This window comes from Herbidospora galbida (genome assembly GCF_005233835.1).
Lineage (GTDB): Bacteria > Actinomycetota > Actinomycetes > Streptosporangiales > Streptosporangiaceae > Herbidospora > Herbidospora galbida.
Genome location: NZ_SZQA01000017.1, coordinates 51,182 through 72,973, shown reverse-complemented (window position 1 = coordinate 72,973; position 21,792 = coordinate 51,182). Strand labels below are relative to the sequence as shown.

27 protein-coding genes are annotated in these 21,792 nt (G+C 71.6%); 18 read left to right on the top strand and 9 right to left on the bottom strand.

All coding sequences use genetic code 11. The features are described from left to right. Positions 1-58: 58 nt before the first annotated feature. The 6 genes from FDA94_RS18695 to FDA94_RS39945 all read left to right on the top strand — a co-directional run bounded on the left by FDA94_RS18695 (position 59) and on the right by FDA94_RS39945 (position 5,287). Positions 59-466: a GntR family transcriptional regulator gene (locus tag FDA94_RS18695; protein ID WP_170991015.1), complete on the top strand. Its 408-nt coding sequence runs from the start codon at positions 59-61 to the stop codon at positions 464-466. After that, positions 463-1,344 carry an ABC transporter ATP-binding protein gene (locus FDA94_RS18690; RefSeq protein WP_137248349.1) on the top strand — a complete coding sequence of 294 codons (882 nt, stop codon included), beginning with the start codon at positions 463-465 and terminating at the stop codon, positions 1,342-1,344. The genes FDA94_RS18695 and FDA94_RS18690 overlap by 4 nt, the downstream gene beginning before the upstream one ends. Then, positions 1,341-2,393 (top strand): ABC-2 transporter permease, encoded by a 1,053-nt coding sequence (locus FDA94_RS18685; RefSeq protein ID WP_137248348.1) that lies wholly within the window; start codon positions 1,341-1,343, stop codon positions 2,391-2,393. Before FDA94_RS18690 ends, FDA94_RS18685 begins: the two co-directional genes overlap by 4 nt. Beyond that, positions 2,390-3,697, top strand: coding sequence for a S41 family peptidase (locus tag FDA94_RS18680; protein WP_137248347.1), 1,308 nt, complete (start codon positions 2,390-2,392; stop codon positions 3,695-3,697). Before FDA94_RS18685 ends, FDA94_RS18680 begins: the two co-directional genes overlap by 4 nt. Then, positions 3,694-4,803 (top strand): alpha/beta hydrolase family protein, encoded by a 1,110-nt coding sequence (locus FDA94_RS18675; protein ID WP_137248346.1) that lies wholly within the window; start codon positions 3,694-3,696, stop codon positions 4,801-4,803. Before FDA94_RS18680 ends, FDA94_RS18675 begins: the two co-directional genes overlap by 4 nt. A 157-nt stretch (positions 4,804-4,960) precedes the next feature. Beyond that, positions 4,961-5,287 carry a hypothetical protein gene (locus FDA94_RS39945; RefSeq protein ID WP_212735382.1) on the top strand — a complete coding sequence of 109 codons (327 nt, stop codon included), beginning with the start codon at positions 4,961-4,963 and terminating at the stop codon, positions 5,285-5,287. 39 nt (positions 5,288-5,326) lie between these two features. On the opposite strand, the gene FDA94_RS18665 is transcribed toward FDA94_RS39945, so the two are convergent. Continuing rightward, positions 5,327-5,800 (bottom strand): MarR family winged helix-turn-helix transcriptional regulator, encoded by a 474-nt coding sequence (locus FDA94_RS18665; RefSeq protein WP_137248345.1) that lies wholly within the window; start codon positions 5,798-5,800, stop codon positions 5,327-5,329. Between the two features lie 32 nt (positions 5,801-5,832). Between FDA94_RS18665 and FDA94_RS18660 the strand changes: the two genes are divergently transcribed. After that, on the top strand, positions 5,833-6,717 hold the full coding sequence (locus FDA94_RS18660) for an LLM class flavin-dependent oxidoreductase (protein ID WP_137248344.1): 885 nt from the start codon (positions 5,833-5,835) through the stop codon (positions 6,715-6,717). A 4-nt stretch (positions 6,718-6,721) separates the two neighbouring features. Here FDA94_RS18660 and FDA94_RS41135 read toward each other — a convergent pair whose 3' ends face one another. Genes FDA94_RS41135 through FDA94_RS18645 form a run of 4 tightly spaced genes read right to left on the bottom strand, consistent with a single transcriptional unit; the run spans position 6,722 to position 8,706 of the window. Further along, complete coding sequence (locus tag FDA94_RS41135) at positions 6,722-6,856, bottom strand: hypothetical protein (RefSeq protein ID WP_281286595.1); 135 nt, start codon at positions 6,854-6,856, stop codon at positions 6,722-6,724. Positions 6,857-6,905: 49 nt separating this feature from the next. After that, entirely contained in the window at positions 6,906-7,442 is a 537-nt protein-coding gene (locus FDA94_RS18655) for a PDDEXK family nuclease (RefSeq protein ID WP_137248343.1), read from the bottom strand. Between the two features lie 60 nt (positions 7,443-7,502). Continuing rightward, entirely contained in the window at positions 7,503-8,240 is a 738-nt protein-coding gene (locus FDA94_RS18650; RefSeq protein ID WP_137248342.1) for an alanyl-tRNA editing protein, read from the bottom strand. Between the two features lie 10 nt (positions 8,241-8,250). Further along, on the bottom strand, positions 8,251-8,706 hold the full coding sequence (locus FDA94_RS18645; RefSeq protein ID WP_137248341.1) for a hemerythrin domain-containing protein: 456 nt from the start codon (positions 8,704-8,706) through the stop codon (positions 8,251-8,253). A gap of 45 nt (positions 8,707-8,751) precedes the next feature. On the opposite strand from FDA94_RS18645, the gene FDA94_RS18640 reads away from it, so the two are divergent. Then, positions 8,752-9,219: a MarR family winged helix-turn-helix transcriptional regulator gene (locus FDA94_RS18640; protein ID WP_137248340.1), complete on the top strand. Its 468-nt coding sequence runs from the start codon at positions 8,752-8,754 to the stop codon at positions 9,217-9,219. 13 nt (positions 9,220-9,232) lie between these two features. Here FDA94_RS18640 and FDA94_RS18635 read toward each other — a convergent pair whose 3' ends face one another. Together FDA94_RS18635 and FDA94_RS18630 are read right to left on the bottom strand one after the other, a co-directional pair. Further along, positions 9,233-9,691, bottom strand: a complete 459-nt coding sequence (locus tag FDA94_RS18635; protein WP_170991014.1) for a helix-turn-helix transcriptional regulator — start codon at positions 9,689-9,691, stop codon at positions 9,233-9,235. Between the two features lie 47 nt (positions 9,692-9,738). Then, positions 9,739-10,743, bottom strand: coding sequence for a PHP domain-containing protein (locus FDA94_RS18630; RefSeq protein ID WP_137248338.1), 1,005 nt, complete (start codon positions 10,741-10,743; stop codon positions 9,739-9,741). 93 nt (positions 10,744-10,836) lie between these two features. Here FDA94_RS18630 and FDA94_RS18625 point away from each other — a divergent pair, with 93 nt between their 5' ends. The 4 genes from FDA94_RS18625 to FDA94_RS18610 are packed head-to-tail and all read left to right on the top strand — an operon-like array spanning position 10,837 to position 13,345. Next, entirely contained in the window at positions 10,837-11,265 is a 429-nt protein-coding gene (locus FDA94_RS18625) for a hypothetical protein (RefSeq protein ID WP_246060029.1), read from the top strand. 3 nt (positions 11,266-11,268) lie between these two features. After that, positions 11,269-12,429: a glutathionylspermidine synthase family protein gene (locus FDA94_RS18620; protein WP_137248337.1), complete on the top strand. Its 1,161-nt coding sequence runs from the start codon at positions 11,269-11,271 to the stop codon at positions 12,427-12,429. A 29-nt stretch (positions 12,430-12,458) separates the two neighbouring features. Beyond that, on the top strand, positions 12,459-12,899 hold the full coding sequence (locus tag FDA94_RS18615) for a DUF350 domain-containing protein (RefSeq protein WP_170991013.1): 441 nt from the start codon (positions 12,459-12,461) through the stop codon (positions 12,897-12,899). A 59-nt stretch (positions 12,900-12,958) separates the two neighbouring features. Next, a complete protein-coding gene (locus FDA94_RS18610; protein ID WP_137248335.1) occupies positions 12,959-13,345 on the top strand; it encodes a VOC family protein in 387 nt (128 codons plus the stop codon). Here the strand turns inward: FDA94_RS18610 and FDA94_RS18605 are convergent. Beyond that, entirely contained in the window at positions 13,305-13,979 is a 675-nt protein-coding gene (locus FDA94_RS18605) for a helix-turn-helix domain-containing protein (RefSeq protein ID WP_212735381.1), read from the bottom strand. The two genes, FDA94_RS18610 and FDA94_RS18605, sit on opposite strands and share 41 nt — an antisense overlap. Positions 13,980-14,091: 112 nt before the next feature. Between FDA94_RS18605 and FDA94_RS18600 the strand changes: the two genes are divergently transcribed. From FDA94_RS18600 to FDA94_RS18575, 6 genes are all read left to right on the top strand, one after another. Continuing rightward, positions 14,092-15,192, top strand: coding sequence for a PucR family transcriptional regulator (locus tag FDA94_RS18600; RefSeq protein ID WP_137248432.1), 1,101 nt, complete (start codon positions 14,092-14,094; stop codon positions 15,190-15,192). Positions 15,193-15,308: 116 nt separating this feature from the next. Then, positions 15,309-16,220, top strand: coding sequence for an ACP S-malonyltransferase (locus tag FDA94_RS18595; RefSeq protein ID WP_137248334.1), 912 nt, complete (start codon positions 15,309-15,311; stop codon positions 16,218-16,220). Beyond that, entirely contained in the window at positions 16,217-17,173 is a 957-nt protein-coding gene (locus FDA94_RS18590; protein WP_137248333.1) for a beta-ketoacyl-ACP synthase III, read from the top strand. Before FDA94_RS18595 ends, FDA94_RS18590 begins: the two co-directional genes overlap by 4 nt. 55 nt (positions 17,174-17,228) lie before the next feature. Further along, positions 17,229-17,468 (top strand): acyl carrier protein, encoded by a 240-nt coding sequence (locus tag FDA94_RS18585; protein ID WP_030454584.1) that lies wholly within the window; start codon positions 17,229-17,231, stop codon positions 17,466-17,468. 43 nt (positions 17,469-17,511) lie between these two features. Continuing rightward, positions 17,512-18,744 (top strand): beta-ketoacyl-ACP synthase II, encoded by a 1,233-nt coding sequence (gene fabF / locus FDA94_RS18580; protein WP_137248332.1) that lies wholly within the window; start codon positions 17,512-17,514, stop codon positions 18,742-18,744. Between the two features lie 22 nt (positions 18,745-18,766). Further along, positions 18,767-20,191 carry an acyl-CoA carboxylase subunit beta gene (locus tag FDA94_RS18575; protein ID WP_137248331.1) on the top strand — a complete coding sequence of 475 codons (1,425 nt, stop codon included), beginning with the start codon at positions 18,767-18,769 and terminating at the stop codon, positions 20,189-20,191. An 893-nt stretch (positions 20,192-21,084) separates the two neighbouring features. Here the strand turns inward: FDA94_RS18575 and FDA94_RS18570 are convergent. Then, positions 21,085-21,582 (bottom strand): DUF3145 domain-containing protein, encoded by a 498-nt coding sequence (locus FDA94_RS18570; protein WP_062349004.1) that lies wholly within the window; start codon positions 21,580-21,582, stop codon positions 21,085-21,087. Between the last annotated feature and the right edge of the window lie 210 nt (positions 21,583-21,792).

Below are 21,792 nucleotides of genomic sequence, written 5' to 3'. Positions count from 1 at the left end.
ACACGAACCTTATGCGCTCTTAACAACTAGACCCCTAAAGTACTAGGAGACTAGATAAATGGAGCGCACCGTGATCGAGTTCCACCTGGACGGCAGGTCCGGCGTCTCGTCCTACCTGCAGCTCGTCCACCAGGTCCGCCAGGCCATGCGCCTCGGCCTGCTCCGCGAGGGCGACCAGCTCCCGACCGTCAAAGAGGTCGTCGCGCAGCTCGCCATCAACCCCAACACCGTCCTGAAGGCCTACCGCGAGCTCGAACACGAGGGCCTCGCGGCGGCCCGGCCGGGCGTGGGCACGTTCATCACCCGGACCCTCACCGACGCCTCCAGCCGGGCCGCCCAGGCCCCGCTGCGCCAGGACCTGCGGCGCTGGCTCACCAAGGCCCGCAAGGCCGGTCTCGACGACGAGTCCATCGAGGCCCTCTTCATGACCACGTTCCGCTCGGCGGCCCAGGAGGACATCGCGTGACCCCCGTCCTGCAGGCCCGGGAATTAGGCAAGAGGTACGGCAGGCGCTGGGCCCTCCGCGACTGCACGCTGGAGATCCCGAAAGGCCACGTGACCGGCCTCGTCGGCCCCAACGGAGCGGGCAAGACGACGCTCCTGAAGCTGGCCGCCGGCCAGCTCACCCCGTCGGAGGGCGATCTGCGGGTGCTGGGCGAGGAGCCGGAGAGCATCCTCTCCAGAGTCGGCTTCGTCGCCCAGGACACCCCCGTCTACGCCGGCCTCAGCGTCGGCGACCACCTCACGCTGGGCGCCCGGCTCAACCCGACCTGGGACGCCCGCCTGGCCGAAGACCGCATCGCCCAGTTGGGTCTGGACCCCCGGCAGAAGGCCCGCAGACTGTCGGGCGGCGAGAGGGCCCAGCTGGCCCTCACGCTGGGCCTGGCCAAACGGCCGGAGCTGCTGATCCTCGACGAACCGGTGGCCTCGCTCGACCCGCTGGCCCGGCGTGAGTTCCTGCAGGGGCTCATGGAGGCGACGGCGGCCGACGAGTTCGGCGTCGTCCTGTCGTCGCACCTGGTCGCCGACCTGGAACGCGTCTGCGACTTCCTCGTCGTGCTGGTCGACTCGCGCGTCCAGGTGGCCGGAGAGGTGGACGAACTGCTCGGCACCCACCATCGCCTGACCGGGCCGCGCCGCGACCCGGACCGGCTGCCCTCGAACCAGTACGTCGTCTCCGCCCGGCACACCGACCGGCAGAGCACCTACGTCATCCGTACCGACGAACCGATTCTCGACCCGGCCTGGGTCGTCACCCCCCTCACGCTGGAGGATCTCGTCCTCGCCTACATGGAACGGCGTCCCGCCGCAGGCCGCCGGGCCGGGCTGGAGGCGCTGCGATGATCTGGCTGACCTGGCGGCAGTTCCGCGGCTCGGCCGTGATGACGGCGGCGGTGGTCGCCGTGTGCGCCGGGGTCCTGGCGCTGACCGGGCCCGGACTGGCCGACCACTACGCGCAGGGCCTCGCCGACTGCGTGGCCGACGACACCTGCGACCGCTTCTTCGACCTCTTCTTCGACGAATACCAGCTGCTCTTCGTGCTCGTCGGCTTCGTGCTGCTGGCCCTGCCCGCCTTCATCGGGCTCTTCTGGGGAGCGCCGCTGATCACCCGGGAGCTGGAGTCCGGCACTCACCTGCTGGCGTGGAGCCAGGGCGTCGGCCGGGTGCGCTGGCTGGCCGTCAAGCTGGGGTTCATCGGGCTGATCGCGGTGGGCATGGCCTGTGTGGCGGGGCTCGTCGTCACCTGGTGGTCGCGGCCGCTCGACGGTTCGGCCGTGCCGGAGCTCGCGCAGATGACCCCGCTCGTGTTCGGCGCGCGCGGCGTGGTGCCGATGGGGTACGCCGCGTTCGCGTTCGTGCTCGGGGTGACCGTCGGCATGCTGGTGCGGCGCACGCTGCCCGCCATGGCGCTCACCCTGGTCGTCTTCGTGGCCGTGCAGGTCGCGATGCCCACGCTGGTCCGGCCCCACTTCATGGCGCCGGTCACCACGACGCACGAGCTCGGCCGCGCCAACATGGGCGGGCTGCACATCCAGCAGGGCGGCGGCGAGGTGCGGGTCTCGGTGGAGCTCGCCGTGCCCGGTGAGGGCGGCGCGTGGGTGCTGTCGAGCCGGTTGCTCGATCCGTCCGGGAAGGTGGTGCCGGCCGACGGCCAGGAGACGCCGGTCTCGGTGTCGGGGACGTCGGGACCCTGTTCGCCGCAGGGCGGCGGCGGAGGAGGGCCCGACGCCTGCTGGGCCGAGATCAACGGGCTGGGCTACCGGCAGCAGGCGGTCTACCATCCGATCGAGCGGTTCTGGCCGTTCCAGTGGATCGAGACCGGCATCTACGCCGCGCTCACCCTCGGCCTGACCTGGTTCTCCTTCTGGCTGATCCGGAGACGGCTGTCATGACCAGGGCGGTTGCGGCGGGGCTGCTGCTCCTGCTGGCGGTCTCCTGTACGACCCCCGAACCGCCCCGAGCCCAGGCGGGCTCCCCCGAGAGCACCACCTGCGCGCCGCCCAAGGGTCCGCCCCGCGAGGAGGCCCCCACCACGATCGACGTCGTCGAGCAGGCCTACTTCTGCATCCTCGACGAGTACTGGCGGGCGCCGGCCATGGACCCCCGTGACCTGCTCGTCGCCGGGTTCACCGCGCTGACCCGGGCGCTGCCCGGGGCCCCGCTGTCCCTGCCGCCGCTGACCGGCGACCCGCGGGGCGACTGGGCGGCGTTCGAGGCGACGTACCGGAAGATCACCGACCGGGAGGACCTGGCCGAGGTCACCCTGGAGGCCATGGTGGCCGCGCTAGACGACAACCACGCCCGCTGGATGCACGACGTTGAGCGGCCGCCCGGCTACTACGACGGCGACGGCTACGGGCTGGGCTTCCAGGTGACCGGCGACGACCCGCTGTTCGTCTCGGCCGTGGAGGGCGGCGCGGCGCGGAAGGCCGGGCTGCGGCCGGGCGACGTCATCGAGAACGTCGACGACCCCGGACTGCTGCGGCCGAGATATCCCGACGGACAGCCGGTCGAACTGCGCCTGCGGCGCGGCGACCGCCGCTGGAGCGTCACCCTCACGCCCGGCCTCTACCCACGTGACCTGGCCACGCTTCAGGTGGTCCAGTCACGGCTGATCGACGACGAGGTGGTCTATGTACGGGTCCGCGGTTTCTCCCCCGACGCGGCGAACCGGGCCTTCCGGGCGATCGACCGGCTGCGGGCCGGCCGGAGCGTGCGCGGGGTCGTGCTCGACGTGCGCGGGAACGGCGGTGGCAGCCCGGTGGAGGCGACCCGGCTGGTGAGCGCGTTCGTGCACGGGAAGGTCACCTCCCATCTCTGCACGGTCGACGACCAGTGCGAGCCCGGTCAGACCGACGACACCGTCGGCCTGGTCGGCCTGCCTCTCGTGGTCCTCGTCGACGGAGGGTGCGCCTCGGCGTGCGAGCACTTCAGCTCGGCGGTCAAGGCCCACGCGGCCGGCCTGCTGGTCGGCACCCGCACGGCCGGGCTGATCTCCGGCCCGGGGGAGCCGTTCCTGCTCCGCGACAACACCGTCCTGAGCTTCCCGACCCGCCGTCATCTCGGCCCGAACCGGGAGATCGTCGACCGGATCGGCGTCGCGCCCCACCATTTCGTCCCGCCGACCCCCGACGACGCGGCGGCCGGACGCGACGCCGCGCTCGCCAAGGCCCTGACCCTGCTGGACACCCGATGAGACGAACCCTCGCGGTCTTGATCGTGCTGACCGCCTGCTCGGCCCCCGCCCCGCCGCGCTCGGCCGCCCCCTCGCCGACCCCGCCCCGGCCCGCCACGCTGGCGGCCCCGACCGGGGAGCATCCGGTCGGCACGACGGTCCTGCACCTGACCGACGCCTCCCGGCCCGACCCGTGGAACCTCGACGCCGGGGCCAGAGAGCTCAGGGTCACCCTGTGGTATCCGAGCGGGCGGGGGGCGGGCGAGCGGGCGGCGTACATGAGCCCCCGGGAGTCGGAGCTCACGCTGGCGGGCTCCGGCGCCGCCGGCGTCCCGCCCGACATCCTGAGCAGAACGGTCGTGTACGCCACCACCGACGCCCCCGCACCGGGCCGCCACCCCCTGGTGGTCCTGTCGCCCGGCTTCACCAAACCGGTCAGCACCCTGACCTCGCTGGCCGAAGACCTGGCCAGCCGGGGCTACGTCGTGGCCGGCGTCGACCACACCTACGAGAACTACGCCACGACCCTCGCCGATGGCGCGGTGGCCGAGTGCCTGGCCTGCGACAGCGACACCGACCCTGGCTTCGGGACGGGCGTCGTCGGCAACCGCGCGGCGGACGTCTCCTTCGTCCTGGACGAACTCCTGAAGAAGAAGCCCGCGATGATCGACCCCACCCGGATCGCGATGGCCGGCCAGTCGATCGGCGGCGCGAGCGCCCTGGCCGCCATGGCCGCCGACCCCCGGATCGACGCCGGGATCAACTTCGACGGCACGACCTACGCCCGCCTCCCGCGCGGCTTCGCCCGCCCGTTCCTGTTCGTGGGCACCCCCCAGCACGCCCCCGGCGGCCGCGACCACTCGTGGGACCGCGACTGGAACCTGCTGAAAGGCTGGAAACGCTGGCTCACGGTGACCGGCGCCGACCACCAGTCGTTCACCGACCTGCCCCAGCTGCAGAGCGCCCTCGGCCTGAAGCCGCTCGCCGGAACGCCGGGCGCCGCCCGCCTGGCCGAGATCACCCGCACCTATGTGGCGGCGTTCCTGGACGAGCACCTGAGGTCACGCCCGCAGCCCCTCTGGGCGGGCCCGTCGTCCCGCTATCCCGAGGTGAAGTTCGGATCGTAGGGACGTCTCCCATGGAGACATGGGAGGCCGCGCCACGACGACGGCAGAGCGGCCGTGCGCGACCTGCTGCGGTCGCGTCTGGGCCCGGGCCCGCTGGAGATGACCGCACGCGCCTGGGCGGTCAGCGGAACGGCGGGCCCTCTGGTACGACGAGACCATGACGCGCAGCCGTAACTACCAGGTTCTCGCCGCCGCCAAGGCCGTCGCCCGTGCGCTCGGCCACGATCCCGCCGACGCGAACCTCCTCGCCGTCGAACTGGCCGCCGAGGGGCGGCTCGACTGGGAGAACAGCGAACTCCTGCTGGTGGCCCTGGAACGCCTCACCGGCCTGGTCGGGCGGTCGGGCGCGGCCGAACTCCTCGGCGTGCCTCCCGAGCAGGCGCGCGAGCTGACCGCCCGGCCCGACTTCCCGCCCGCTCTGTACGACCTGGCCTCCGGCCCCCTCTGGGCGAGAGAAGACGTCATCGCCTGGCAGCGCGATTGAAGTTCGTGACCCGAACCAATATTGTTCGTAGTACGAACTTCAAGCCGGGGGGTGAACGTCGTCGTCCCAATCGAGGAACACCGTGCCCACCGTGTTGTCTTTGACGACCCGTCCGAGCAGCTCGGCCAGCACCCCCTGCTCCCCCGCCCCGAGGCTCCCGGGCACCCGGGCGACGCGGTCGCACGTCTCGGCGTAGAAGGTCTCCGCGGCGGCGGCGCCCTGGTCGGTGAGGGTCACCAGCACCGCCCGGCCGTCGGAGGGGTCGGGTTCCCGCCTGACCAGCCCGCGCTGCGACGTCCGGTCGACGAGTTCGGTCAGGCTCGACTTGGCCAGCCGCAGCGTCGCGCCCAGGTCGTTCATGCGGTAGGGGCGGCCCATCAGCACGCACAGCAACTGCCCCTGCTGCGGGGTCAAGCCGTGGTCGCGCGCCGATTCGGCGTAGACGGCGGAGATCAGGAACGACGCCCGCACCAGGGCCGCGACGACCCCGAGATTCTCTTCCTGCCCACCCATGCGGGCCAAACTAGTACGGAAAGAAGCGACCCATGTGGTTCGGCATAGGAGTTTCCAGCGCCGCCCCGGCGGCCACGCAGACGTTGCGCGAGGTGGTCACGGCCGACGCCGACGGCCTCGACCTGTTCAGCGTCTCCGACCACCCCTACTACGGCGACCGGCTCGACGCCTACGCCGTGGTCGGCACCGCACTCGGCGCGACCAGCCGGATCTCCGGCCTGGTCAACGTCACCAACCTGCCGAGCCGACCGGCCCCGATGCTGGCCCGGACGGTCACCTCCCTGTCGGCGCTGACCGGCGGGCGGATCGTCCTCGGCATGGGCGCCGGCGGCCTGTGGGACGACATCGCCCGCCTCGGCGCCCCGCGCCGGACCCCGGGCGAGGCGGTCCGCGCCCTGGCCGAGGCCATCACCCTGATCAGGGCCCTGTCGGGCGGCGGCGACCGGGTGACCTTCGACGGCGAGTTCTACCAGGTCACCGACCTGGCCCCGGCCGAGGCGCCGACCCCGCCGATCTGGACCGGCTCGGGCGCCCCCAAGTCACTGGCCGTGACCGGCAGGCTGGCCGACGGCTGGATCCCGGGCCACGCGGCCGACTGGCTCAGCGAGCGCTTCCGGACCTCCCGCCCCCTGATCGACGAGGCGGCCACGTCGGCCGGACGCAGCCCGGCCGACGTCGCGACCGTCTACAACCTCCCGGGCCGCATCACCCCGGCCCCGCTCGACGCCACCCGCGACGACGAGGGCCGGTGGATCGGCGGCTCCGCCGAGCAGTGGGCCGAGGAACTCACGGGAGCGGTGCTCGACCACGGCGCGGGCGGCTTCGTCTACTTCCCGCCGGGCGGGCCGTCGGCCGAGACGATGAGGCGGCGCTGGGCGGAAGAGGTCGTGCCGAGGGTGCGCGCGGCGGTGAACTGACACGTCACCGGGGAGATTGCCGCCCCACCCCGCCGCAGGGCGTGCAGCTCACCCACACCTCTTCGCCGTCCTTGCTGATCCATTCGCCGCCCTCGCCTCCGCACGTGCGGCAGATCGGCGGCAGGTCCTCGTTCGCCATGCGATCACGGTACGCATCTTTCCGGTCACCTACCGGCCATCGCCGAAACTCAGGCGGCCCGCCGCAGGGGTTCGGGCCGGGGCGCCCGCGTCATCCGCCACGTCGGCCCGGCGGCCGGGGCGCGGGCCGGCCGGTAGAAGTAGTGGGATCCGCCGAGGTCCTCCCGCTGGCAGGCCCAGCACCGCCCGTCGTCCCAGGCGAACCGGTTCTGCCGCTCGCCGCACTCGACCAGCCAGCACGACCCCACCGGCACGTGCCAGCTCGCGGCGTCGCCCGGTCCGGGCGCCTCCAGCACCACCACGTGGACCTGCTCCCACCACCCGGCCCCGCCGGCGACGGCCAGGGTCGCCCGCAGCTCGACGGGCTTGGCCAGCCGCTCCCAGTGGGGCCCTTTCACCTCGGCCCAGGCGTTCAACGCCGGCAGGTAGAAGTCGGGCACGTAGACGGCCCCGCTCGGCAGCCGGAGCGCGATCGGTTCGTACTGCCAGTAGACGCCCAGGGCGTCGAGGGTGGCCGCCCAGTCGGCCTCCAGCGTCGACCGGAACATGACGCCGTTGTAGACGAGCGGCACCGCGCTGAGGTCCATCCGGGCACCCTGTCACCGCCGCGAAGGGCCGCGACCGGCCTCGGGACGCCCTGTGGACAACTAGTCGGACACCTCCAGCCGGACCCGCCGGAACCCCCTGCCCTTGCTCTCGATCTTGGCGACCCGCACCCGGCCGATCTGCCGGGTGGAGGCGACGTGGGTCCCGCCGTCGGCCTGGCAGTCGAGCCCGACGATGTCGACGATCCGCACCTCGGCCACGTCGTCGGGCACCAGGTTGGTCGCGGTCCGGATGATGTCGGGGATGGCGAACGCCTCGGCCCTCGGCAGCACCCGCACGTCGATCCGCCGGTCGGCCTCGATCTCGGCGTTGCAGGCGGCCTCGACGGCCTCCTTGAAGCCGGGCGGCACCTCCGGCAGGTTGAAGTCCATGCGCGCGGTGCCCACCACGCCCGGGGTGGCGGCGACGTCCATGTTCCCGCCGGTCACCAGCGACCCGTAGTCGCGGAACACCACGCCACAGAGCACGTGGAGCCCGGAGTGGGTGCGCATCAGCGCGCTGCGCCGCTCATCGGCCAGCGCCGCCCGGACGACCGTCCCGGCCGCCGGCAGCGGATCGCCCTCGGCGGGGATGAGCACGAGGTCGTCGCCCTTGCGCACCCCGGCGATGCGGGTCTCCACGCCCTGCCACAGCAGGGTCCCCTGGTCGGCGGGCTGCCCGCCCCCGCCGGGATAGAAGGCCGACCGGTTCAGCACGATGCCGTCGGGAGTGGCGTCGAGCACCGTCGCCTCCCAGTCGCGCAGGTCCTGGTCGGCGAGTTCGAGCCGTTCCGTCCGCATGCGCGGCAGCCTAGTGCGTCATCTGCGACAACACCGCTCCGAGCGCCTCCTCCTCGTACGCCAGATGCTCCAGGAACCGGTCGGCGAGCGCGTCGAGCGCCTTGACCAGCCGCGCCCGGTCGTCGTCGGCCCGCGCGGCCGCCTCGACCTCGTCGAGCAGCCCCGAGACGGCGACGTGGTCGGCCTCCAGCCGGTCGACCGCCGCGTTCAGCTCGGGCGCCAGCACCCGGATGCGCGGGAACAGCGTGGCACTCTCGATGCCGTGGTGGGTGTGCACGATCGAGCAGTAGCTGAGGCAGTTGGCCTTGAGCTGGAACAACGGCCCACGCGTGGCCAGCTCGCGCAGCCCCTGCCGCACCTCGGCGAGGTCTCCCCCGGCGGCGGCGGACTCGGCCATCCGCCGGATCGTGGCGAGGTCGCGGCGGAGCATGTTGTGGACGAAGGTCAGTTCGGACAGCAGCGACATCGTTCAGTCCCCCAGATCATCTGTCGTACAGATTATTATGGAATCATGAAGGGACTGCGGCAGGACCTCGGATTCAACCTGGGGGTGCTCTTCCGGGCCTACGTGAAGGCGTCCAACGTGGTGCTCGCCGACATCCCGGGCGGCCCGCGTGGCTACCAGATCCTGACGGCGGCCGTCCACGGCGACGCCGGCAGCCAGGTGGCCCTGTGCCGGGAACTGGGCGTCGACCGGACGGTCATGACCTACCTGGTCGACGACCTGGAGAAGGCGGGCCTGGTCAGACGCGAGCCCGACCCGAGAGACCGCCGCAACCGCCGGATCGTGATCACCGAAGGCGGCCGCGAGACCTGGGAGCACGCCGAGCGCCGCCTCAGGGCGGTCGGCGCCCACCTGCTGGGCGACCTGCCGGAGGCGGAGGCGACGGCCTTCCGGCAGACCCTCGAACACCTGGCCCGGCGGGCCGACGCGGCCGACCCCGTCAGCCACCGGTGCCAGCTCGTGGAGGACCTGTAGGGAGACCGCCGCGTCAGAGCGGCAAGGCCGACGTCATCTCCGACAGCCGCTGCTTGTCGGGCTCCGGGTAGCGCTCGTCGAGGACCTCCGCCCGAGTGATCCGGTCGACCCGGAACACCCGCACGTCCTCACGTAACCGGCACCACGCCACCAGATACCAGAACCCGCCGCGCCCGCCCAGCATGATGCTGGGCTCCAGATCGCGGGTGCTGACCTCGCTCTTGCTGTTCAGGTAGTCGATGCGCAGGACCCGGCGGCCCGTGAGCGCGCGGTCGATGGCGCGTTTGACCTCTTCGGCCCCGTCGATCGTGTAGCCGGCCGGGTCGAGCCGGATCGGCACGCCCTCGCCCTGGAGTCTGGCGATGTCGCGGATCACCGTCCGTTTGCTCACCCCGAGCCGGTCGGCGAGGTCTTTGGCCGACAGCTGCCCGTTGCTCCGTAACTCCTCTACCAGCGCACGTCGACGGTCCATAACGCCGACGTTACGTGCGGTGAGCGACAAATCCTGGTATTTCCCACCTAACTCCGCGGCCATATACCCGTATTGACCACTCGTTCCGGTTCCACACCACACAGGGCGGCGCGCTCACATCCGTACATGAGCCAGTCGAGCTGACCCGGAGCGTGGGCGTCGCTGTCGATCGCGAACACGCAGCCCATCTCGTAGGCCAGGCGCAGCAGCCGTTTGGGCGGGTCGAGCCGGTCGGGGCGGGAGTTGATCTCGACCGCGACGTCGAACCGCCGGCACGCCTCGAAGACGATCTCGGCGTCGAAGGACGACTCGGCGCGCAGGCCGCCGCGCTTCCCGCCCGCCTTCACGATCCGGCCGGTGCAGTGGCCGAGCACGTCGACGTGCGGGTTCGCGACGGCGGTGACCATCCGGCGGGTCATCTCGCCGGCGTCCATCTTCAGCGAGGAGTGCACCGAGGCGACCACGCAGTCGAGCCGGGCCAGCAGGGCCGGATCCTGGTCGAGCGACCCGTCGGCCAGGATGTCGACCTCGATGCCGGTCCGAATTTGGAAGGGCGCGAACCGCTCGCGCAACCCCTCGATGACCTCGATCTGCTCGGTCAGCCGCTCGGCCGACAGGCCGCGCGCCACCGTCAGCCGGGGCGAGTGGTCGGTGATCGTCAGGTAGGAGTGCCCGATGGCCCGCGCCGCCTCGGCCATCTCCTCGATCGGCGACCCGCCGTCGCTCCACGTCGTGTGGCTGTGCAGGTCGCCCTTCAGGGCCCGCCGCAGCGAGTCGGCCGCCTCGGACAGGTCGGTCCCGGACGTCGCCTCCAGGCGGCGCAGGTAGGTGGGCGTCTGGCCGGCCAGCGCCTCGGTGATCGCCAGCGCGGTCACCTTGCCGACGCCGGGCAGCTCGGTCAGCGTCTCGGCGAGGGCGCGCTCCTCCAGTTCCTCGCGCGGCAAGTCCTCGATGACCTTGGCGGCGCCCCGGAAGGCGCGGACCCGATAGGTGGGTTCACCGGCCCGTTCGAGCAGGAACGCGATTTGGCGCAAGGCGTCAAGAGGCTCCATGCCGAAGACGTTATCAACCGGCCAGAATTGATGTTTGTACCGTTCAAACAGACACCGATAGGCTTGCCCGACCTCAAGGAATCATGGAGCCTTATGGCCGCCTCACCCCCACCGCCGGGACCGCCGACGTTCCCCATGGCCGGCGGCCCGCCGCCGAAGAAGAACAAGAAGGCCTCCACCGCCGTCAAGCTGGGCGCCATCGGCGTGCTGTCGGTGCTGGTCGTGGGCTTCTGCGCGGCCGTCGACGACGACTACGAGGAGGTCGACGCCGACTGCGTCGACGTGAACAACCCTCTTCCCGACGGGTCCTTCCCGGTCGTCGACGACGACCTGTGTGACGACGACGGCCGGGTATACCACGGCTCGCACGGCGCCTACGGCTGGTACTACGGCGGCGTCCGCAACGGCACGCACATCCGCGGGGGCACCACGCTGCGCCCGTCGAACGCGCAGATCTCCACCCGGTCCGGCAAGGTCATCCAGCGGGGCGGCTTCGGCTCGCGCAGCAGCGGCGGCAGCTGACCCGTGCGAAGGGAACGGTCCGCACCCCGGCCCGGCTGGGAGAGCACGGTCGAGAGCCACGGCCTGGCCTACCACCGGTCGGCCCATCCGCGCGGAGTCGACCGGCCCTACTGGGACGAGAGCGTCCACTACGTCTTCTCGATGGACGAGGTGCTCGCGCTGGAGGCCCAGGTCGAGGAGCTGCACCGGATGTGCCTGGAGGCGGTCGACCACGTCGTGGTCACCGGCCGCTTCCACGACTTCGCCGTGCCGCCCGAGTGGACGCAGGCGATCAAGGACTCCTGGTACCGCCGCGAACCCCACCTGTTCGGCCGCTTCGACCTCCGCTACGACGGCTCCGGCCCGGCGAAGATGCTCGAATACAACGCCGACACCCCGACCAGCCTGCTCGAAAGCTCGGTCGTCCAGTGGTACTGGCTGCAGGACGTCTTCCCCGACGACGACCAGTGGAACTCCATCCACGAACGCCTGGTCGACCGCTGGAAGGCCATCGCCGCGACCCTCCCGACGGGCCCCTCCCACTTCGCCTGGACGAGCCTCGACACCTCCGGCGAGGAGGCGATGACCCTCGGCTATCTGCAGGAGACCGCCACCCAGGCCGGGCTGACCACCGTCTCCATCGCGATGGAGGACATCGGCTGGGACGCCCTCAACCGCCGCTTCGTCGACGTCGAGGAACGGGTCATCCGGTCGCTCTGCAAGCTCTACCCGTGGGAGTGGATCGTCCACGAGCCGTTCGGCGCGCACGCGCTGCGGCTGATGCCGTCGATGACCTGGATCGAACCGGCGTGGAAGATGCTGCTGTCGAACAAGGCCCTGCTGGCGGTGCTCTGGGAGCTCTACCCCGGTCACCCCAACCTGCTGCCGGCCTACCTCGACGGCCCCCGTGACCTGGCAGGATTCATCCGGAAGCCGCTCTTGGGCCGCGAGGGCGCCTCGATGACGATCCTGTCGCCCGAACACTCCCTGGAGACCGGAGGCGCCTACGGCGCCGAAGGGTTCGTCTTCCAGGAGTTCCAGGCCCTGCCCGATTTCGAGGGCCAGCGGCCCGTCTTGGGCGCCTGGGTGGTGGAGGACGAGTCGGCCGGGCTCGGCATCCGAGAGACGGCCGGCCTGATCACCGACGACACCTCGTCGTTCGTCCCCCATCGAATCAACGGTTAACACCCCCCATAGGAGCAGGGTCAATGACAATGGACACCACTTCGTTCGGAGAGGTCCTCGGCAACGGCGCCCTGGCCATCGCCGCCTACGCCGTCCTCGGCGTGCTGCTGCTGATCGTCGGTTTCTACGTCATCGACATGGCCACGCCGGGCAAACTCAGCAAGCTCATCCGCGAAGACCGCAACCCCAACGCGACCGCCCTCACCTCGGCGGGCCTGGCGGCCGTCGGGCTGATCGTGGCCGCCTCGATCTTCTCCTCCGGCGGCCGGCTCCAGGAGGGCCTCATCGCCACCGCCGTGTTCGGCGTGCTCGGCATCGCCGTGCAGACGCTCGGCATGTTCGCCTTCGACAAGGTGGCCGGCATCTCCATCCGCGCCCTGGTCGCCGAACCGCAGCTCCAGCCCGCCGCCATCCTGCTCTCGGTCACCCACGTCGCCATCGGCCTCATCACGGCGGTGGCGGTCATCTGACGGGTCCCCCGTCCGATTCCTTCAAGACAGGCCGGTACGTGGCTGCGTACCGTCGGACCATGGCTATTCAGTTCAACGTCATCGGCCTGGTCGTCAGCGACATGGGCCGCTCGCTCGCCTTCTACCGTCGCCTCGGCCTCGACATCCCGGCCGAGGCCGACGGCGAGCCCCACGTCGAGGTGACCCTGCCCGGCGGCTTCCGCCTCTGCTGGGACACCGAGGAGACCATCAGGTCGTTCGACCCCGAATGGACGCCGGGCCCCGGCCGGACGGGCCTGGCGTTCCAGTGCGACGGCCCGGCCGAGGTCGACAAGACCTACGCCGAGATGTCGGAGTTCGGCCACCTCCCGCCGTGGGACGCCTTCTGGGGCCAGCGCTACGCGGTCCTGAGCGACCCCGACGGCATCAGCGTCGATCTGTACGCCGCACTAGATCAGTCAGCGTGACCCCGGCCAGCGCCCGCACCTCCCGCGCGAGGTGGGCCTGGTCGGCGTAGCCCTCGTCGTGCGCGACCTGGGCGAACCCTCCCCCGGCGCGGGCCTTCCCGAGCGCCCGGTTCATCCGCAGGATGCGGCCCAGCGTCTTCGGCCCGTAGCCGAAGGCGCGCAGGCAGAGCCGGTGGAAGCGGCGTTCGCCCAGGTCTAGGCGGTCGGCCGCGGCGGCCACGCCCAGCCCTCCGCCGATCAGCGCGACCGCGCCGCGGACCACCGGGTCGGCGGTGAGACCGTCGGCCACGGCCTCGATCCCGCCGCCTCTCCGCAGCCGGTTCTCCAGGGCGCGCACCCGGCGGGCCGACCAGACCTCGTCGAGCGGGACCCGGCGGTCACGCAGTTCGCAGGCCGGCACGCCGAGCAGCCCGGGCAGGTCGCCGGGGGCGAACCGCAGGCCGGTGTAGTCGGCGCCGGGGACGATCGAGGTGACGTACGCGACCGAATCGGGCCCCGCCACGACGAGCCGGCCCGACGTCCAGAGCAGATCCATGCAGCCGTCGGGGAGGACCCGGCGCGCGGCCTCGGCGGACACCGCAGGCGTGTGCCACACGACCGCGCCCGGAATGACCGACGGCCGTTCCCGGTACACCGTCCCAGCTTGCCACGCCCGTACCGTTGACGAATCCGCGCAGGCGACCTGGCACGCTATAACCGTGAACGAGAGGGTGCGTGAAGACACGGCGCGGCGGCTCGACCGCGCGATGGGGAGTCTGGGCACCGCCGCGATGGCCCGCATGGAGGAGCAGCTCGCCTGGTACCGCGCCCTGTCGGCCGAAGACCGTTCCTGGGTCGGCCTGGTCGCGCAGGCCGGGATCGCCGCCTTCGTCGAGTGGTTCGGCCACGCCGGGCAGGGCCGCCCGACCCCGAGCATCGAGTTCTTCGGCACCGCGCCCCGCGAGCTCAAACGCAGCGTCTCCCTCCAGCAGACCGTCGACCTCGTCCGCATCGTGGTCGAGGTCGTCGAGGCCGAGGTCGAGGAACTCGCCGCGCCCGGCGGCGAGGAGGTGCTGCGCAACGCGATGCTGCGCTACACCCGCGACGTCGCCTTCGCCGCCGCCCAGGTCTACGCCCGCGAGGCCGAGGCCCGCGGGTCCTGGGACGCCCGGCTGGAGGCCCTGATCGTCGACGCGCTGGTGCGGGGCGAGGTCGACGACGGCCTCCACTCCTGGGCCGCCGCCCTCGGCTGGACCTCCGCGCCCGTGGTCGTCTTCGCCGGGCACGCCCCGGGCGACGACCCCCAGAGCGTCATCGACGGATTGCGCGACCGGGGCCGGCGGGCGGGCCACGACCTGCTCGCCGGGGTCCAGGGCGACCGGCTGATCGTGATCGTCGGCGGGGCCGACAGCCTGCGTGAGGCCGCCCGCCTGGTCGTCCCGAGGTTCGCCGCCGGCCCGATCGTGATCGGCCCCGAGGTGCCCGACCTGCACGCCGCCGCCCGGTCGGCGCGGGCCGCCATCGCCGGGCTGCGGGCCGCCGCCGGGTGGCCCGACGCGCCCCGGCCCGTGCTCGCCGACGACCTGCTCGCCGAACGGGCCATCGACGGCGACGAGGACGCCCGCGCGGCGCTGGTCGAGAACGTGTTCAAGCCGCTGGCCGGCACGCCGCTGCTCGACACCCTGGCGACCTACCTCGAACAGGGCACCTCGCTGGAGGCGACGGCGCGGCTGCTGTTCGTCCACCCGAACACGGTGCGTTACCGGCTCCGGAAGATCGCCGAGCTGACCGGCTACACCCCGACGGAGGGGCGGTCCGCATTCACCCTTCAGGTTGGGTTGATACTCGGTCGACTGACCGTAATCTGACCGCCGCATGTTAATTGCGGAGAAACCAGAACTGTAGGGATTCCACAACAGAGGCAGGCCGAAGTTCGTTCGGATCCCCAGCTCTGTGTCGAAGGGCTACAGGGCAGGGTGGTACCGTGCTCGTCATCGTCGCGCCGGGACAAGGCGCCCAAACTCCAGGCTTCCTGAGTCCGTGGCTGGAGCTCCCCGGATTCCGTGACCGTCTGTCAGCATGGTCCGAGATCGCGAAGCTCGACCTCATCGCCTACGGCACCACCGCCGAAGCCGAGGAGATCCGCGACACGGCCGTCGCGCAGCCGCTTCTGGTGGCCGCCGCGCTGGCCGCCTTCGAGGAGCTCGGCGTCACCCCCGACCTCGTCGCCGGCCACAGCGTCGGCGAGTTCGCCGCGGCCGCTCTGGCCGGGGTCATCACCGCCGACCAGGCCGTCTCGCTGGTCGCCGAGCGCGGCCGGGCGATGGCCGAGGCCGCCGCCGTCACCGCGACCGGCATGACCGCGATCCTGGGCGGCGTCGACGTCCTCGACGCCCTCGACAGGCACGGCCTGACCCCCGCCAACAACAACGGCGCCGGTCAGATCGTCGCGGGCGGCACGCTGGAGCAGCTGGAGGCCCTCCAGGCCGACCCGCCGCAGCGGGCCCGGCTGCGCGCCCTCGCGGTCGCCGGCGCCTTCCACACCCACCACATGGCTCCGGCCGTCGAGCGGCTGCGCGCCGCCGCGGCCGACGTCGCCCCGGCCGACCCGGCGCTGCGGCTGCTGTCCAACGCCGACGGCGCGATCGTCATGTCGGGCCGCGACGCCCTCGACCGCATGGTCAACCAGGTGAGCAACCCGGTCCGCTGGGACCTGTGCATGGAGACCATGGCGCAGGAGACCGGCGACACCCCCGTCACCATGATCGAACTGCTGCCCGGCGGCACCCTGACCGGCCTGGCCAAGCGCGGCCTGCCCGGTTCGGTGACCGTCGCGCTCAAGACCCCCGCCGACCTGACCCCGGCCCTCGACGCCGCCAAGGAGGCGATCAAGTGAAGCTACCCGCGGGGGCGCCGGGAGCCAAGGTGCTGGCCTTCGGCCATTACCAGCCGGCGAACGTGGTCACCAACGACGATCTCGCCAAGATCATCGAAACGAACGACGAGTGGATCCAGAGCCGGGTCGGCATCAAGGAGCGCCGCTTCGCCGGTCCCGAGGAGTCCGAGATCGACCTGGCCGTCCAGGCCGGCGGAAAGGCGCTGGCCGCGAGCGGCCTGGCCGCCTCCGACATCGACCTCGTGATCGTCGCCACGTGCACCCCCGAGGCCCCGATCCCGAACCTGGCCGGACGGGTCGCCCACCGGCTCGCCATCCAGGCGCCGGGCGCCTACGACCTCAACGCGGCCTGCGCGGGCTTCTGTTACGCCCTCGCCGCGGCCAGCGACTCGATCCGCGCGGGCTCGGCGAAGAACGTGCTGGTCATCGGCACCGAGAAGCTCACCCAATGGGTCGACATCAACGACCGCGCCACCTCGGTGATCTTCGCCGACGGGGCCGGCGCAGCGGTCGTCGTCCCGTCCGAGACCCCGGCCATCGGCCCGGTCGTCTGGGGCAGCGCGGGCGACAAGGCCGACGCCATCATGATCCACGACCGGTCGTCGTCCCTTCACCAGGAAGGTCAGACGGTGTTCCGCTGGGCCACCACGGCCCTTCACCCGGTGGCCAAAGAGGCTTGCGAGCGTGCGGGCGTGGCTCCCGCCGACCTGGCGGCGTTCGTGCCCCACCAGGCGAACCTGCGCATCATCGAGGCCATCGCGCGCAAGCTCGGGGCCGACAAGGCCGTCGTCGCCCGCGACATCGTGCTGGCCGGCAACACCTCGGCCGCGTCGATCCCGCTCGCGCTGTCCCGCATGATCGAACAGGGCGAGGTGCCTTCGGGCGGCCTCGCGCTGCTCCTGGGCTTCGGGGCGGGCCTGACCTACGCCTCCCAGGTCATCGAGATCCCTTAATGCCGGTACGGTCTTCGCCGTACGAAAACCCAGAAACACCACTCAAAGGAGAGACATGGCAGTCACCGAGCAGGAGATCCTGGCTGGCCTCGGCAAGATCGTCAACGAGATCACCGGTATCCCGGCCTCCGAGGTGACCCCGGAGAAGAGCTTCGTCGACGACCTGGACATCGACTCGCTGTCGATGGTCGAGATCGCCGTGGCGGCCCAGGACGAGTTCGGCGCGGAGATCCCCGACGACCAGCTCAAGCACCTGAAGACCGTCAAGGACGTCATCAACTTCATCCAGAACTGAGTTCCCCCGCACAACCGTTCGACCGTAGAGGAGTGCAGCCAAAGTGAGTACCAACCGGGTGCGAGTCGTCGTCACCGGACTCGGCACGACGACGCCCCTTGGTGGAGACGTCGCCTCGACCTGGGCGGCGCTCCTCGACGGGCGGTCGGGCATCCGCACCCTCACCGAAGACTGGGTCGACACCGTCCCGGCGAAGTTCGCCGGCGTCGCCGCGGTCGACCCCGGTGAGGTGCTGCCCCGCCCCGAGGCCAGGCGTCTCGACCGCTACGAGCAGTTCGCCCTGATCGCCGCCCGGCAGGCCTGGCAGGACGCCGGCGCGCCCGAGGTCGAGCCGACCCGGCTCGGCGTGGTCGTCGGCTCCGGCATCGGCGGCATCAACACGATCCTGCAGGCCTACGACACCTACCGTGAGAAGGGGTGGAACCGGCTCTCGCCGTACACCGTCCCCATGCTCATGCCCAACGGCGCCGCGGGCTGGATCTCCATCGACCTGGGCGCCCAGGCGGGCACCCACGCGGCGGTCAGCGCCTGCGCGACCGGCGCCGAGTCGATCGGCCAGGCCATCGAGATGATCCGCTCCGGCCGCGCCGACGTCGTCGTCGCCGGCGGCAGCGAGGCGGCCATCCACCCGCTGAACATGGCCTCGTTCGCGGCCATGCGCGCCATGTCGACCCGCAACGACGAGCCCCACCGCGCCTCGCGCCCCTTCGACAAGGGCCGCGACGGGTTCGTGCTCGGCGAGGGCGCCGGCATCATCGTCCTGGAGTCGGAGGCCCACGCGAAGGCCCGCGGCGCGAAGATCTACGCGGTCGCGGCCGGCGTCGGCATCACCTCCGACGGCCACCACATCTCCGCGCCGGAGCCGAGCGGCATCGGCGGCAAGACCGCGATGCTGACGGCCATCGCCGACGCGGGCATCAGCGCCGCCGACGTCCGCCACGTCAACGCCCACGCCACCTCGACGCCCGTCGGCGACGAGATCGAGGCGCGGGCCATCCGCGAGGCGCTCACCGGCTCCCCGCTCGTCACCTCGACCAAGTCGATGACCGGTCACCTGCTGGGCGGCGCGGGCGGCATCGAGTCCGTCTTCACGATCCTGGCGCTGAGCGAGCGCATCGTGCCCGCCACCGCGAACCTCGACGACCCGGCCGACGGCCTCGACGTGGACATCGTGCGCGGCGAGCCGCGCAAGCTCCCCGACGGGCAGCTCGCCGCGATCAACAACTCCTTCGGCTTCGGCGGCCACAACGTCGCCGTCGCCTTCACCACTGCTTGATCAGCTGTCTGAGAGGGACGCAATGACTGTCGTTGACAACAGGGTGGTGACCGCCGCCTCCGACCAGGAGGCGGCCGACCCCCGCGATCCCGTCGTCCGGCTGGGCCACCTGCTCGACGAGGGTTCCATGCGGCTGATCTCGCCGCAGGACAAGAGCGGGGCCCTGGCGGTCACCGGCCGCGTCGAGGGCGTCCCCGTCGTGGCGTTCTGCAGCGACGCCCGCGTCCAGGGCGGCGCGATGGGCGCCGAGGGCTGTGAGCACATCGTCCACGCCTACGACGTGGCGGTCCGCGAGCGCGTGCCGATCATCGGCGTCTGGCACTCGGGCGGCGCCCGCCTCGCCGAGGGCGTGGAGTCCCTCCACGCCGTGGGCCGCGTCTTCGCGGCCATGACGAAGGCGTCGGGCATCGTGCCCCAGATCTCCGTCGTGGTCGGCGCGGCGGCGGGCGGGGCGGCCTACGGCCCGGCGCTGACCGACATCGTGATCCTCGCCGACGAGGGCCGCATCTTCGTGACCGGCCCCGACGTCGTCCGTTCGGTGACGGGCGAGACCATCGACATGGCGTCGCTGGGCGGCCCCGAGCCCCACAGCAAGCGCAGCGGTGTGGTCCACATCGTCACCAAGTCGGAGCCCGAGGCCCTGCTGAAGGCCCGCCAGGTCGCCACGCTGCTCGGCCACCAGGGCCGCGTGCGGCTGGGCGAGGTCGGCGAGGTCGACTTCTCGACCCTGCTGCCCGAGAACGTGCGCCGCGCCTACGACGTGAAGCCGCTGGTCAACGGCCTGCTCGACGAGCCGGGCGTGGAGCTCCACCCCAAGTGGGCCCCCAACATCGTGACGACCCTGGGCCGTCTCGGCGGCCGTACCGTCGGCGTCATCGCCAACAACCCGATGCGCCTGGGCGGCTGCCTCGACTCGACCTCCGCCGAGAAGGCGGCCCGGTTCGTGCGCATGTGCGACGCGTTCGGGGTGCCCCTGGTCGTGCTGGTCGACGTGCCCGGCTACCTGCCCGGCGTCGGCCAGGAGCACGACGGCGTCGTCCGGCGCGGGGCCAAGCTCCTCCACGCGTTCGCCGAGGCCTCCGTGCCCCGGGTGACGCTGGTGACGCGCAAGTCCTACGGCGGGGCGTACATCGCGATGAACTCCCGCGCCCTCGGCGCGACCCGCGTGTTCGCCTGGCCGACGGCCCAGATCGCGGTCATGGGCGCGGTCGCGGCGGTGCGCATCCTGAAGCGGCGCGAACTGGCCGCCGTTCCCGACGAGGAGCGGGCCGACCTGGAGAACCGCCTGGCGGAGGAGCACGAGAAGATCGCCGGCGGCCTCGACCGCGCGGTCGACCTGGGCGTGGTCGACGAGGTCATCCAGCCCGGGGAGACACGGGGGGCCATCGCGAAGGTGATCGCCCGTGCGACGCCGGCGCGGGGCGCCCACGGGAACATCCCGCTCTAGTTTCTCTGTACGTCCTGAGCGCCGCTTCCACTTGCTTGTGGGGGCGGCGCTTCGGCGTTCCGCCGGCTGTGCACCCTGCGGTTCTCACCAGCGGGATCTCCGGCGGCTTCGATCGGGTGGCTGAAGCCGCCCGAAATTTCGTTATATCGGCCCGACGGAGCTCAGGGCGCTTCTTGCAGGGTGCGGCCAAGTGGGGCGCCGCGCGCATCGCTCACCGACCGACCTGCCCGCTGTCCACGACGAGGTGGTCATCGGGCTCCGGCAAGCCCATCCCGTTCCCGGCCCGACCGCGAGAGAACAAGGACCTGGTGCCCGACCCGCACCATTTGAGGACCGCGCACCCGTGGGGCACGAAGGTGGCGAAAGGGTGAGCCTAGTGTCACCCAGGCCTTCGCCCGGGCATCCGCAATCGGGCAGGTACCTGGACCGAAACGATTCCACTAAGCGAGAGAAGTCCGAAACCGACGGGACGGGAGGACTCCAGGAAATGTGGGGCCGAAGCAAACGGCCCGCCACCGCCAAGGCCCTGCCAACCGCCCGAATGTGGGCAGAAGGCGCGCGTCATGGGGGGTGGCTGCCAGGAGACACCCCGAGCTGGTGGCGAGGTGAGAAGGCGACAGACCGTACCGCTCAATGACGGACGCCGGCGTTGTGCGAGGCGGCGGCCAACGGAAGGTGGCCCTGGCCAGCGGTCACGACGAGGGGCAGCAGATGCCCTCGCCAGCGGCAGTCGAGGTGGCGGCCAGGAAGGCGACCCAGGCGGAGAGCGTGATGACTAGCCGCAGGGAGCGCCTAGCCAACGAAGGTAGTGGCCGGGTAAGGCGGCCCCGGCCCGTGGGCGTGGTGAAGGGCGGCAGGGCGCGCGGTCAGAGGCCACGCGCCCCTTTCTACGGCTAGACGGCCGCGTGGAGCCAGCGCACCGGAGCGCCCTCGCCGGCGTACCGGAAGGACTCCAGTTCCTCGTCCCACTGCTTGCCGAGCAGTTTGTCGAGTTCGTCTTCCAGCACCGCGCGCCCCTGGCTGGCCATCAGCATGACGTTCCGGAGGCGGTCCTCCGGGATCAGGATGTCGCCGTTGACGCCGATGGTCGCCGTGAAGGCGCCCAGGGCGGGGGTGTACGCATGGCGGGAGCCGTCGCTGCCCGGCGACGGGTCTTCGGTGATTTCAAAGCGGATGCGCTGCCACCCCATGAGCGAAGAGGTGATCTTGGCGGCGACGCCGGCGGGCCCCTCCCATTCGGCCTGGGCGCGCAGGGCGCCGGGCGCAGCGGGCTGGGGCGTCCACGTCAGGTCGACGGGAACGCCAAGAATGCCTGCGACGGCCCACTCGATGTGTGGGCACAGCGCAGGCTGAGCCGAGTGGACGTACAGGACGCCACGAGCAGCAGCCACCGGACCTCCCGATTCGTACGAGGTGCGCCTTCCCCAACGGCCTCATACTGGGATGATCACAAGTGACTCTAGGAGAGACTACCGTCCGTCGCGGCGGGGCACCAGAGGAGGGTCATACCGATTCCCGCTTGGCCGCCGGGCGAATCGGTCTCTCCTCAAGGCGTAAATCGGCGCGATCGTGGAAGTTGGCCACCCTTCCGGAATTCCGCG